We start from the raw sequence: 11,789 nt of genomic DNA, 5'->3' as shown, positions 1-11,789 counted from the left end.
TCTTCATCCTGATCACAGTTCTTCAAAGTAGTCTGCTCGTTTATATCAGGAACTTCCAGAATGGTAGCAACAACAATCCTTCGCTCACCAGTAAGACAATTGTCCTGAGAAGCCAGGACAAAATAATCTTCTGAACTTATTAAATCCGGTGTATAGTTATTGCCGATATGAATCGGCACCTCACTCACTTCTGAGGCAAACCAAAGAATTTCGGCATCGCCAGGTTGATCCTCAATTGTGTTTGCAGTTGCTCTTAATTCTACCTGTCCAGGACCACATCTTACTCCTCCAAAAACACTATCGATGGCATTGGTGAAAATTCTGGAATATGCTGAAAAGTCTGGAGCATCATCAGGCCCTCCATATCCATATTCAACTATATACCCTTTAGGCTGATAATTGCCAGAAGGTTCTCCGGTATTGCTTAAATCATTCCAGGATCCCGGTATGCCAACACCCGGAGCCGTTACATGCGCATAGTCCTCATCACCAAGGTTATTTGGTTCATTATTATTCCAAAAAGCAAACGCACCATTCGGAGCAAATCCATTTTGGGCACCTAACCAAAACACATCACCTGCTTCCGGTCCGGTAACCCATTCCCAGGTTCCTTCTAAAACAGCATCACTACCCCCAATCCAGCCCGCCCCACCAGCTTGCTCACTTGATAGTTTGGCTTCTTCACTTGAAGTAATTGTTGCTAAATACCCTGGTAAGCCATAATAATTAAGGTTTTCTGCAGACACCTTGGCCTGCTGCCAGGTAATACCAACAGCATCTATAAATTCGTAATAATGCCCTGTTGATGGTAAAAAGTTCGCATCACCTATGGTAAAAGAAAAATATCTTTCTCCATTAAAATCCGCATCTCTATTCAGAAATACAACATCTTTTACAGCCGCAATAATGTCATTGATTTCTAAAGGTTCTGCGTTCTTACTTGTTAAGCTTAATTTCCCTGTGATGGCATTCCAGGTATCTCTAATATTGTCCTGTTCCGTGGCTAGTTGTAATACATCAGATCCTCTTACATATCCGGAAGAGACTTGAATATAAAAGGCGTCAATGACGGTATTGTCAGGATTAATTAAATCAAAATCCGTAACAACATTTATCTCCGATAAAGGACAGTAATACTGATCTCCTTCCGCATAAATCTCTGGCGGATTTGATCCGGTTTGGCCAAAACCTGGCAACGAAACCAGGACAAGGAAAAACATAATTGAGGTACGCAAGAGGGGTTGCATTTTCACAGCATTCTATAATAGCTGTTAAAAGTAGTAATTTGAATTAAAACCTCTATTAATATCCAGCAAATTATTATAGCAAAAAGAAAATGAACGAATGGCTGTCTTTATTTTAATCGGATACTTTTGATTTGTAACTCAAAAGTTTCATCGGCCTTATTTCCAATTAAAAAAGATACTTCAGCAAGTGTTTCCCCTTCAAAATTCGGAAGATTCACGTTCCTTCCTCTAAAACGAGCTTCTAAGACATCGAAAGGAATCACGATTTCTTGCCACTCTCCATTAGTTTTGAAAGACTGAACATAGGAATGTCTTTGACTTGCTTCAGATTTTGTTCTGAATTGATAATTCTTACCATCTCCTTTAATATGTAAAACAAAATGCGAATAAGAATCAATGTTTAATTTCTTTAGACCACCTCGAACCATCGCAAAACCACCATTATTGGCGGTGGATACCGCACCTTTAAAAAGAGCATTATTATCATGAATACTCATACTGCCTTCTGATAATCCCCCCATCACACCATCATTTACGACCCACCATTCTATCATATCACGCTGATCTTCATCAAAAAGCACCCGTTGACCATTTACAAGACTAGTCATAGCTATATATATTATAATTACATATTTCATTGTTCATTATACGCTCCAAAAAGATCATACAATTTATTAGTTCGGTACTCAAAAATTTCTTTCAATTTAGGTTTCACCATGGTATTATGAAAAATATTACTGATAAATGAAAATGGCAACTGGTAATGCACAATATCAACCATTTCTGTACCGTTTTTAATCTCTTTTATAAAGTGTTTGTGGTGCCACATGGCATAAGGACCGATTCTTTGCTCATCCACAAAGTATTCCTGGTTTTGAACATAGGTTATTTCTGTTACCCAGTTCATTTTAATACCCAGTAATGGAGATACTTTATACGAAATAATTTGTCCAGGATACATTTTATCATCAGCAGAGGACATAATTTCAAAACCCATATAATCAGGAGTAATTAGTTTCAAATTACCCGGATCGGATAAAAATTCCCAAGCTTCTGAGAGCCCGACAGGAATTTTAATAGTTGCGGAGAGCTGATAGATTTGCCCTTGTTTCTCGAATTTCATAGTTGTGTTTTACCAATCAAACGGCTTGGAACTATCTCAAATGCCTGAGAATTCTTTTTCCCGTTCAGTGAATTTGTAGTCAACCTATTCACAATCAGTATTTTTTTCCCTTCACGCTATTCCAATCAAAAACACCCCCAAGGAGGGTGCTTAAATTAATATCAAATAAATTTTGGGAATTTAAATCGCCGATTACCATTTAAATGGTAACATGCATTTTTAATCTTGACTCAACTTTTTTCTTAATCGCAGTCAATCTTTTCATAAGATCCATCAAATTTTGATCTTTATTCACTTTGTAAATCTCATTGAGATTTAATATGAGGGATTTAGCTTCTCTCGATGCTAAAATTCTGTCATTTGTTGATTTTAAAGAAAGTTTTCTACTTTCAAATTCTAGGGCTTGTGCTACAACTTCCATAATTCGGGGGGATTAAAAATTATACCTTGTTATTATTATTTCTTTTAATGTCGTTTTAATTCTGTCATCCTTTCAAAAAAAATGCCAAAATTTTCAACTTTGTGTAATAAAGATACAAGAATGTATAGAACTATTTCTTAAAAAATTGATTGTAATAACTTATGACTTAATAGAATTTATCTATATCAGATCCAAATCCCTCTTCAATCGAAGAGCCCACGCACTTTTCAGCGAATGGGCTCTTAACCAAATTAACAAAAAACTCTCAATTGATGATTCATATATATAGACTGATCAAAACAGGTAATGTTAACTAGAAACCAAGTATTTAACAATTATTTAACCATTCAAGGCACATGACACAAATTCCAATGATCATAGGAAAGATGCCCTAAATTGCTGCATCTATCAAAAATAAAAGTTAAGCTTACATTGATAAAAACTATAAATGTTTGAATTCGAACCTTTTTTCCAGGTCCTACATGCTAGTATTTGATTTAATATCCTTTAAAGGTATATATGTAGCGAATTCTCAAAATATCGGTTGACCTGGGGTCAGCGGTATTAATCTCTTTTTCATAGCGATAATAAACACCAATTTTTCCAGCTTTTTTGAATTTGTAATCCGTTCCGAAGGTAATTCTGAATTTATTAAATTCATTTTCTTCGTTCTTTTCAGAATGGTGAAAGATCTCTGCGGACAATTGAGGGTCCAGCTTCCATTTTTTAAAATCGTATTCAGTACCCACTTTCAACCTGATATATTGATCAGCAAAATCTCCATTCTCGTTAGAAACTCCCAATTCATCCTTGTTCTGATACCTCAACCGATATCCCAGAGCTAAGCGGTTAATTTTATGCTTATAACTGGCATCTGCATGAATTCTTCCATGATTCTCGTAGCCTTGAACGGCACCGGTATTATCATTTTTTCTAATAAAACGTAGGCCTAATCCCACATCAAAATTTTTAAAAATTTCATACCCCCCTGTTAATTCAGCAAAATAGCCATCAATTTCAGAAGAGTTCTCTTTAAGCCTCATCTGGAGTTCCATGCCAGTTTTCCAGCGTTTGGTCGGTTTATAGCGAAGTTCTGCGGATGTCCAGGATTCAAAATCTCTTCGGTCCTCCTGGGCCCAACTTACCTGTCCCCAAAAAATAAGTGCCAGGATAATGCCCCCTATCTGATTTGCATGATTCCTTTTCTGAGTTTGTCTATAAAGCTTACTTTTCATTATAATAGTATATAGTAATGAGCGCAACATCTTTTAAGAAATCTACTTTACCTACTTTGATCTTGTTAATTTTCAATCCCGTTCGTAGTTCCAGATCTGACATTAATTCATTATTTCTGTCTGGTTTAATATTTTCAATTTTCTCATAAATTATTTCTTTTGTCAACTCATGTCTCAAAAACATGACCCTTTCAATAATTGTCAAAGAAGTTGCAACAATTAAGTTTGCTCCGATTATTTCCGCATAACTCATTTTTTTGTTGGCCAGAGAGTTTATTACCGACACTCCAATGACTACAAAAAGATAGGTCATTTCCTTAATGGCAATCGGATCGGTTCGATACCTTATGATGCCAAATATAGCAAACAGCCCCAGCGCCATTCCAATGTCCAGTTCATATTTCTTTAGGGTAAAGCAAAGAAAGAACACAATGATGCTTATCATAAAATATGTAAACAAATAATCTTTTCGTTTACTGGTTTCATAATAGAGATACCTGATAATATAAATCAGAAAGACCATGTTTATGATAAACCTGAAGATCATTTTATAAAAATCATCATCAAAAAGCGGGATATTTAAAAAATCCATAGTTATGCGGTTATTTTGTTAATATTCAATAGTTTTTGTTTAAATCGATTGTACTTTATATCCTTATAGGTACTGATCATTCCAATGCAATACTTACTTATTCTATATGGCAAAACACCTCTTTGTTTAAGGTTTTTGAAAACGGGAGAATCTCTATTCAGCCTTTTTTGTTTTAACTCAATAATTACCAAATCCTTAAACTTTATATCGCCACCTTCCTTGTTAAATGATAAATTTAGATCGATCGTTACACGCTCTTTTAAGGCCTTGTTCACCAAAGTGATTCTTTTAAAATGATTCTTTACAGTAGGTTCAAGAAAGAATTCTTTGTTTAAAATCTTTTTTATAAACCTATCATGATCAAAACCTGTATCCAAGCTCATGCTATCGAGCGCTTTTCTTTTTTTGATCGTATTCCCTTTTGCATCTTTTTGTTTTATTTCAAAAAAGAAACTGTTGCTGTCTATATAATTTCTAATTCTTATTTTGACACGTCTTATTTTTCTATTGTGATGGTCTTTGTAAAATTTCCTTTCAGGCGTGTCATAATATTGAGATTCATACCGCATCATTCTTTGACCATCAATTTCTAAAACCTGATAAAAATTAGTAAGGCCAGATAAAAAAGAATCCAGTTTTGACTCATTCATAATGAATTTAGTATCCATTCTTTTTAACAGAGAAACACTGTCCATTTCCTCCAATGATATTGGATGAAACCTTTCTATAGAACTAAGTATTTTCATATGTCAATTCTGAATTTAATCACTTTAAATAATTCTTTTATGACCTTGCTAATTGATAACCATAAAACAGTCATATTATTGTTTAATTAAAGGGTTTTCATGCAATTAAAAATGTCTACATTATTATCACTATTTTCAATGAGTCATTTCTATAAAATCATCTTTTGGAGTTCAAATATGACAAAAAAATAGTATCCTAAAACAAGTATTCAGAAAAAAGCATAAAATATTCTTTCAAATCCCTTTGAAGGACTTGACAAACTTCCATCCTGAAATAAAAACAAGAATCGATAAGGATCCTCTTAAATGATTAATTAATCTGATGTAAGAGAAAATCATAAATGAATATTACCTATTTTTGCCTGATAAAAAATAAAATTGACATGAATGACACAATGAATGGCGTGAAGAAGATTTTACTAACAGCTTTATTGATGCTTAGTTTTTCTATCAATGCCCAGACTCTTTCAGAATTATATCAAAAGGTAAACCCCGCTGTAGTAGTTATACTTACAGAGCAAAAAGAACTCGTAAGCTCAGGCAAAACAACTCAAACGGTAACTGCTGGTGGATTAGGCTCCGGGTTTATGATTTCAGACACCCAAATAATAACTGCTGCCCACGTTGTGCAGGTAGCAGAAAAAGTAAATGTTCAATTTTTGGATGGTGAAACCATACCGGCTAAAGTGATTTCAGCGTATGCCACGGCAGATGTTGCCTTACTCGAATTAATCTGGCCAAAAAAAAATGCGGTTTCTTTAAAACTTGCAGATTCTAATTTGGCAAAAATTGGAGAAAAAGTATTTGTAGTTGGTGCTCCTTACGGACTGGGACATTCACTTTCTTCGGGTTATATCAGTGGTATTATAAAAGATAAACACAGCAAAAATCCATTTACCAATTCAGAATATATTCAAACCGATGCCGCAATTAACACTGGTAATTCAGGAGGCCCCATGATCAATATGAAAGGTGAAGTTATTGGTGTTGTAAGTAATATCCTAACACAGTCCGGAGGATTTCAGGGAATAGGATTTGCCTCTTCCTCGAATATTACAAAAGAATTATTGTTCGAGAAAAAAATTCTTTGGAATGGAACTGACCTCATCCCATTAACGGGTAAAATGGCTCAGATTTTTAATCTACCTCAAGAGAGTGGTTTGTTGGTTCAGCGTGTTGTTAAACTATCACCTTTCGGAGTCCTCGGCGTTGAAGATGGGGATATTGAAATGACAGTGAATGGAGAAAAGTTAATTGCAGGAGGAGATATCATCTTATCCATTAATGGCGTGAAATTTGAAAGTACAGATGAATCACTTTTAAACATTGCCAAGGTTATGGAAATTAAAGGCGAAAATCAACCCTTGGAAATAGTAGTATTCAGGGCCGGTAAAAAGGTAACATTAGGACGCAAATAAGCATCCTTATCAAGGATATCAAATAAAGAAGAGGTTTGTCACAACCTCTTTTTTATTGCCCTAAAAACAAGGTCACTTCTTCTGCGAACGTTTCCGTATTTTTCGTGTTATTATGATCTCCGGAAACAATTTTAAGTTGCGCTTCTGGAATAAGATCAGCCAACGCTTTTGGATCCCCGTTGTCTTTATCCTGATCCCCGGCGATCACCAGCGTTTTAACTTTTATTCTGCTTAATTCCTCTTCACTGGTAACTGGTTGAAATTCTTGCAGAAAACCCAACACTTTCAAATCTGCACCAATTGATTGTGCATATTCAATGGCGCCTTGAGTCATCTCATTTGGCGGTTCTTTTCCACTAAAGGCTTTTTCAAATAAAATACGTCTCGACCAATCCGGATTTGTAAAATCCTTGCCCATACCACCTAATACTGCTTTTGTAATTCTCGATTCATCGACCAGTAATTTGGATAATACAATGGCGCCTCTTGAATAGCCGATCGCCATATACGAACTTAGATTCAAATGATCTGCCAGGGCTTTTAAATCTTTAATTTCAGCATCATCTGCATAAAACGAAGCGACTTGAGGACGGTCTGAATTCCCATTACCTCTTAAATCCGGAATAATCACCCGATACCCTTTTTTTACTAATTCTTTTTTCAAAACAGCATTATTCCATGAATTTCCTGAAGAAATAAAACCATGAATCAGTAGTACAGCCTGACCAGAACCTGAATCTTCATATGCAATATTGGTTTGATCAAAACTTTTAAAGTATTCTTGAGCCTGACAATGTATACCCATAAACAGAAAATACACAGCGAATATCTTAATTTTCATTGTTCAATAATTTTTCCATTTGAAATTCGGGATGGGCACTATTTCTAAATCCTCTTTTTTTATAAAACTCATGTGCGTCATGCGTGCCAAGTTTAAAAGTTTCTATATCAATCAAATCTTTATGACTCAGGATGTAATCCAATAATTCCATGCCATACCCTAAGCCATTGAATTCTTCAAGAATAAAAACATCCATTAAATAAGCAAAAACGGAGCAGTCTGTCACAACCCGAGCAAAACCAATTTGTGATTTGTTTAAATAAACACCAAAGCATATTGAATTATCAATACTGATTTTAATTGTTTCAGAACTTCGTTTATTCGCCCAATAGGTTTTTTGCAGATAGTTAATGATTATATCGAGGTTTAATAAGTCCTTATCTGTACTTATAGTAATTTTATCCATTCCTATTGATTCTTTTACTTGCCGGGCAATTCCTTGCAACCTTCTTTTTTTCTCGTATCCATCAAATGCATTATTTTCCATTTCCCGGAAGCATCTTTTGCCAAATGGAATGCATCCACACCACAATGACTAAAATCACTCCCTAGGTAAAACGCATATTCGGTCCAGACCTGAGCAATTCCCATAGACAGTTCAATAGTTGTATCCCATATTTTTTCATCCCAAATTTTATCATGAGGGCTTCCGACCGCTTTTAAAAAAGGAGCAAGTGCACCTTTTTTTAAAACTAATTCACCATCCTTATCCGTATAGGATGTATACATCTGCACGTCTTTCCCAAATAGAGCTCCTACCTTTGCGCTATCTCCTTCTCTCATCCCATCAAACAAATCGATGATCACTTGTTTCACTTCCTTTTTTTCTTGCGTCAATAGCTCTTGTGCATATACATTTCCCAACAAGAATATTGCCATCACAGTAAATAATGCTTGTAACTGTTTCATTATCCTCAAATTATAGTTTAAATTAGTACTTGTTCAAAGTTAACCAAATATATACATGATAAAATTATTAATGGCAGTATGCTCTTTCTTGATATTTTCCAATGCACAACTGTACTGCCAAACACCTGAATATTTAAAAGAGAAATCTGAAAAAATTGAAGCGGGTTCTCCCTTTACAAAAATTATCAATCGTGAATTACCAGCTGATATCGTATACGAAGATGAGAGTATTATCGCGTTTGTTCCTTTAAGCAAACAAGCTAAGGTGCACTTATTGATTGTGCCTAAAAAGGAAATTGAAACACTGAATGAAGCTCGACAGGAAGATGCGTTATTGTTGGGCAACATGTTGTTGATTGCTGCTAAACTGGCAAAAGAGAATGGCATCGAAAATTCAGGATATCGCATCTCTTTAAACCTGAATGAAGATGCCGGTCAATCAGTTTTCCATATTCATATGCATCTATTGGGTGGCAATACCCTTGGTCCTATGGTTGATCGCATAGATTGATGTCATTAGGTATCCTTATAAACTTTAACACCTCACTTTATGATGAAATCAAAACTTATTTTAATAATTGTTTTTTTCTTATTACTTACAACAACCCAAAATGCGCAGACGGATCAACCTGTCAGTGAAGGCCCCTTTGATCAGTTAATTATAAGAGGAGTTACACTGATCAACGGCAACGGAGCTCCGCCAACCGGACCTGTAGATATCGTGGTTGAAAAGAATGTAATCAAAAAAATAAGAACTGTAGGCTACCCAGGTATTCCCATCAAGGATGAGAATCGTCCCCAATTAAAAAAGGGAGGAAAAGAATTGCATGCTGAAGGAATGTACCTGTTACCCGGTTTTATTGATATGCATGGTCATATCGGCGGCAAATCACAAGGTGCAGATCCTGACTATGTTTTTAAACTTTGGATGGCACATGGCATTACGACCATAAGAGAACCCAGTGGACGTGGGTTAGAGTTCACCTTAGCGCTAAAAGAACAGAGTCAGAAGAATGATATTATAGCGCCTCGAATAATCTCATATACTGCTTTTGGACATAAGAGTGAAAACTTCAACCCATTGAATGATCAGGAAATTAGCAGCCCGGAACTGGCCAGAAAATGGGTCAGAGCAAATGCAGAGGCTGGTGCCGACGGAATCAAATTTTTTGGTGCAGCGCCGGAAATCATGGAAGCGGCCCTTGATGAAAATAAAAAACTAGGATTAGGTTCAGCCTGTCATCATGCTCAGATGAGTGTAGCCCGCTGGAATGTTTTGCATTCTGCCCGGGCAGGATTAACTTCTATGGAACATTGGTATGGGCTACCTGAGGCTCTTTTTGAAGATAAAACAGTACAAAACTACCCCTTGGATTATAATTACAACAATGAACAAGATCGTTTTGAAGAAGCCGGAAAGTTATGGGAACAAGCAGCAGCTCCTTTTTCCGATCACTGGAATAATGTGATGAACGAACTCCTTAGCTTAGATTTCACGCTGGATCCTACCTTTAATATTTATGAAGCCAGCAGAGACTTACACAGAGCCAGAAGAGCTGAATGGCATGAAACCTATACCCTGCCAGAACTGTGGCAGTTTTATCAACCCAGTAAAATTTCACATGGATCTTATTGGCATTATTGGGGAACTGAACAAGAAATAGCCTGGAAAAAGAACTATCAATTATGGATGACTTTTGTTAATGAATATAAAAACAGAGGTGGCCGGGTAACCACAGGGTCCGATTCAGGTTTTATTTTCCAATTATATGGTTTTGCGTATATCAGAGAATTGGAATTACTCAGGGAAGCAGGTTTTCATCCTTTGGAGGTTATACGAGCTGCAACTTTAAATGGTGCTGAGGCTTTAAATATGGATCAAAAAATAGGTTCTGTTGAAATTGGAAAAATGGCTGATTTTGTAATCGTAGAAGAAAACCCGTTGGAAAATTTAAAAGTATTGTACGGAACCGGAGCAATAAAACTGACAGATGACAATGAGGTCGTGCGCGTTGGGGGTGTCTTATATACAATAAAAGATGGAATTATCTATCATTCGAAAGCGCTCTTAAACCAGGTTAAGATGATGGTTGATGAGGCGAAAACAAACACAGACTTTAAGATCCTACAACCAGGAATGAACCAATAAACGTTTCTCTTATTTTTTTTTAATGATTTTTTTTAATACCACTACTCTATTAGAAATTAAGCACTTATAGTTAAATATTTGTTAATATAGTACTTTGTTTAACATAGTACTGTAACAAAACATTAGTTTTAGGCGTCTATATAGTAGAAACCAATTAAAAACAATTTATTATGAAAACTTTTTTAAGCACCCCCACAGAATCCGAATCAAGAAAATATGTTACATTTTCAAACTTTCGCAATACGAAGAGAATCAAATGGTCAGAATATAGAAATTTTGCACATTAGATGAAATTAAGTATCACTATACAAACAACCTATCATGACAACAACTATTAATATTTCGACAACACAGGCCAGAGAGCATTTGTATTTTACGGATCATAAGTATACAAAGCGAGTCAAATGGTCAGAAAACAGACATTATGGATTATAGAGATTATATACCACCCTAGTAAAACCTATTCAACAATTTGAGTAGGTTTTTTTTTGTAATAAACTGAACATTTGATTTCTACTTTACTCATTTTAAAAGAATTACCTATCTTTAATATCAATTAACTTAATTCATTACCTATGTCTGACTCAAAAAAGAAACCTGAAATTGCCTTTTGGATCATTGGCATCATCGCATTGATATGGAACTTAATGGGTGTTGCTGCCTATCTCATGCAGGCATATATGACAGAAGAAGACCTACTAGCTTTACCCCTGGAAGAACAGGCATTGTACGCCGATATTCCCGCCTGGGTAACTGGAGCCTATGCATTGGCAGTATTTGGAGGTGCACTCGGTTGTATATTGTTATTGCTTCGCAAAAAATTGGCTACCGTTGTATTTATAATATCATTTGTAAGTATTGTGGCTCAAGCATCCTATAATATTTTTATGTCGAGCGCTTCTGAGGTTTATGGCCCTGCCGCATTTATCATGCCTGTCATGGTCATTATCATAGCCGCCTTTTTAATTTGGTATTCAAAAAAGAAAGAGTCACAAGGAATTTTAAGCTAGTATCCTTTAAAAAAAATCGCAAAAACTTATCCAATACTATGGATAAGTTTTTTTTTATTCTGCTATTTTAATCTAAAAAATTACATCCATTTTTATAT

Annotated in this window: 14 protein-coding genes; 4 read left to right on the top strand and 10 right to left on the bottom strand. The window is 35.4% G+C overall.

The genetic code is table 11. The annotated features are described in order from the left end of the window. The 7 genes from ACR2MV_RS13390 to ACR2MV_RS13360 form a co-directional block, all read right to left on the bottom strand. Nucleotides 1-1,220, bottom strand: a 1,220-nt coding sequence (locus ACR2MV_RS13390) for a C-type lectin domain-containing protein (RefSeq protein WP_434022460.1), incomplete at its 3' end; no start/stop codon positions are given. Nucleotides 1,221-1,354: 134 nt separating this feature from the next. Beyond that, a complete protein-coding gene (locus tag ACR2MV_RS13385) occupies nucleotides 1,355-1,855 on the bottom strand; it encodes a CIA30 family protein (protein ID WP_434022459.1) in 501 nt (166 codons plus the stop codon). 26 nt (nucleotides 1,856-1,881) lie between these two features. Then, nucleotides 1,882-2,370 (bottom strand): SRPBCC family protein, encoded by a 489-nt coding sequence (locus tag ACR2MV_RS13380; RefSeq protein ID WP_434022458.1) that lies wholly within the window; start codon nucleotides 2,368-2,370, stop codon nucleotides 1,882-1,884. A gap of 199 nt (nucleotides 2,371-2,569) precedes the next feature. Beyond that, a complete protein-coding gene (locus tag ACR2MV_RS13375; RefSeq protein ID WP_434022457.1) occupies nucleotides 2,570-2,791 on the bottom strand; it encodes a hypothetical protein in 222 nt (73 codons plus the stop codon). 497 nt (nucleotides 2,792-3,288) lie between these two features. Next, nucleotides 3,289-4,026: a DUF2490 domain-containing protein gene (locus ACR2MV_RS13370; RefSeq protein WP_434022455.1), complete on the bottom strand. Its 738-nt coding sequence runs from the start codon at nucleotides 4,024-4,026 to the stop codon at nucleotides 3,289-3,291. Further along, the gene (locus ACR2MV_RS13365; protein ID WP_434022453.1) at nucleotides 4,016-4,618 is read right to left on the bottom strand and encodes a DUF4956 domain-containing protein; all 603 of its coding nucleotides are present in this window, start codon (nucleotides 4,616-4,618) and stop codon (nucleotides 4,016-4,018) included. Before ACR2MV_RS13365 ends, ACR2MV_RS13370 begins: the two co-directional genes overlap by 11 nt. 2 nt (nucleotides 4,619-4,620) lie before the next feature. Next, nucleotides 4,621-5,364: a polyphosphate polymerase domain-containing protein gene (locus ACR2MV_RS13360; RefSeq protein WP_434022452.1), complete on the bottom strand. Its 744-nt coding sequence runs from the start codon at nucleotides 5,362-5,364 to the stop codon at nucleotides 4,621-4,623. 383 nt (nucleotides 5,365-5,747) lie between these two features. On the opposite strand from ACR2MV_RS13360, the gene ACR2MV_RS13355 reads away from it, so the two are divergent. Further along, a complete protein-coding gene (locus tag ACR2MV_RS13355) occupies nucleotides 5,748-6,782 on the top strand; it encodes a S1C family serine protease (RefSeq protein ID WP_434022451.1) in 1,035 nt (344 codons plus the stop codon). Nucleotides 6,783-6,834: 52 nt separating this feature from the next. Here the strand turns inward: ACR2MV_RS13355 and ACR2MV_RS13350 are convergent, their stop codons facing one another. From ACR2MV_RS13350 to ACR2MV_RS13340, 3 genes are read right to left on the bottom strand one after another with little or no spacing between them, the layout of a single operon-like run. Then, complete coding sequence (locus tag ACR2MV_RS13350) at nucleotides 6,835-7,623, bottom strand: alpha/beta fold hydrolase (protein ID WP_434022449.1); 789 nt, start codon at nucleotides 7,621-7,623, stop codon at nucleotides 6,835-6,837. Next, nucleotides 7,613-8,110, bottom strand: a complete 498-nt coding sequence (locus ACR2MV_RS13345) for a GNAT family N-acetyltransferase (protein ID WP_434022448.1) — start codon at nucleotides 8,108-8,110, stop codon at nucleotides 7,613-7,615. Before ACR2MV_RS13345 ends, ACR2MV_RS13350 begins: the two co-directional genes overlap by 11 nt. Beyond that, nucleotides 8,044-8,532: a nuclear transport factor 2 family protein gene (locus ACR2MV_RS13340; RefSeq protein WP_434022446.1), complete on the bottom strand. Its 489-nt coding sequence runs from the start codon at nucleotides 8,530-8,532 to the stop codon at nucleotides 8,044-8,046. Before ACR2MV_RS13340 ends, ACR2MV_RS13345 begins: the two co-directional genes overlap by 67 nt. 55 nt (nucleotides 8,533-8,587) lie before the next feature. Between ACR2MV_RS13340 and ACR2MV_RS13335 the strand changes: the two genes are divergently transcribed. The 3 genes from ACR2MV_RS13335 to ACR2MV_RS13325 all read left to right on the top strand — a co-directional run bounded on the left by ACR2MV_RS13335 (nucleotide 8,588) and on the right by ACR2MV_RS13325 (nucleotide 11,691). Next, nucleotides 8,588-9,043, top strand: coding sequence for a histidine triad nucleotide-binding protein (locus ACR2MV_RS13335; RefSeq protein ID WP_434022445.1), 456 nt, complete (start codon nucleotides 8,588-8,590; stop codon nucleotides 9,041-9,043). A 39-nt stretch (nucleotides 9,044-9,082) separates the two neighbouring features. Further along, nucleotides 9,083-10,681 carry an amidohydrolase family protein gene (locus tag ACR2MV_RS13330; protein ID WP_434022443.1) on the top strand — a complete coding sequence of 533 codons (1,599 nt, stop codon included), beginning with the start codon at nucleotides 9,083-9,085 and terminating at the stop codon, nucleotides 10,679-10,681. A 575-nt stretch (nucleotides 10,682-11,256) separates the two neighbouring features. Continuing rightward, complete coding sequence (locus ACR2MV_RS13325) at nucleotides 11,257-11,691, top strand: hypothetical protein (RefSeq protein WP_434022441.1); 435 nt, start codon at nucleotides 11,257-11,259, stop codon at nucleotides 11,689-11,691. Nucleotides 11,692-11,789: the final 98 nt, after the last annotated feature.

Origin of the sequence: Lutimonas sp. (assembly GCF_051011215.1) — a bacterium.
Taxonomy (GTDB): Bacteria; Bacteroidota; Bacteroidia; order Flavobacteriales; family Flavobacteriaceae; genus Lutimonas.
The sequence above is the reverse complement of the archived record's forward strand: the minus strand, read 5'-3'. Positions and strand labels throughout refer to the sequence as shown.

Bases quoted from the DNA above. Each gene is read 5' to 3' on its own strand.
- ACR2MV_RS13385 (WP_434022459.1), bottom strand. From the start codon at position 1,855: ATGACTAGTCTTGTAAATGGTCAACGGGTGCTTTTTGATGAAGATCAG.
- ACR2MV_RS13380 (WP_434022458.1), bottom strand. From the start codon at position 2,370: ATGAAATTCGAGAAACAAGGGCAAATCTATCAGCTCTCCGCAACTATT.
- ACR2MV_RS13375 (WP_434022457.1), bottom strand. From the start codon at position 2,791: ATGGAAGTTGTAGCACAAGCCCTAGAATTTGAAAGTAGAAAACTTTCT.
- ACR2MV_RS13370 (WP_434022455.1), bottom strand. From the start codon at position 4,026: ATGAAAAGTAAGCTTTATAGACAAACTCAGAAAAGGAATCATGCAAAT.
- ACR2MV_RS13365 (WP_434022453.1), bottom strand. From the start codon at position 4,618: ATGGATTTTTTAAATATCCCGCTTTTTGATGATGATTTTTATAAAATG.
- ACR2MV_RS13360 (WP_434022452.1), bottom strand. From the start codon at position 5,364: ATGAAAATACTTAGTTCTATAGAAAGGTTTCATCCAATATCATTGGAG.
- ACR2MV_RS13355 (WP_434022451.1), top strand. From the start codon at position 5,748: ATGAATGACACAATGAATGGCGTGAAGAAGATTTTACTAACAGCTTTA.
- ACR2MV_RS13350 (WP_434022449.1), bottom strand. From the start codon at position 7,623: ATGAAAATTAAGATATTCGCTGTGTATTTTCTGTTTATGGGTATACAT.
- ACR2MV_RS13345 (WP_434022448.1), bottom strand. From the start codon at position 8,110: ATGGAAAATAATGCATTTGATGGATACGAGAAAAAAAGAAGGTTGCAA.
- ACR2MV_RS13340 (WP_434022446.1), bottom strand. From the start codon at position 8,532: ATGAAACAGTTACAAGCATTATTTACTGTGATGGCAATATTCTTGTTG.
- ACR2MV_RS13335 (WP_434022445.1), top strand. From the start codon at position 8,588: ATGATAAAATTATTAATGGCAGTATGCTCTTTCTTGATATTTTCCAAT.
- ACR2MV_RS13330 (WP_434022443.1), top strand. From the start codon at position 9,083: ATGATGAAATCAAAACTTATTTTAATAATTGTTTTTTTCTTATTACTT.
- ACR2MV_RS13325 (WP_434022441.1), top strand. From the start codon at position 11,257: ATGTCTGACTCAAAAAAGAAACCTGAAATTGCCTTTTGGATCATTGGC.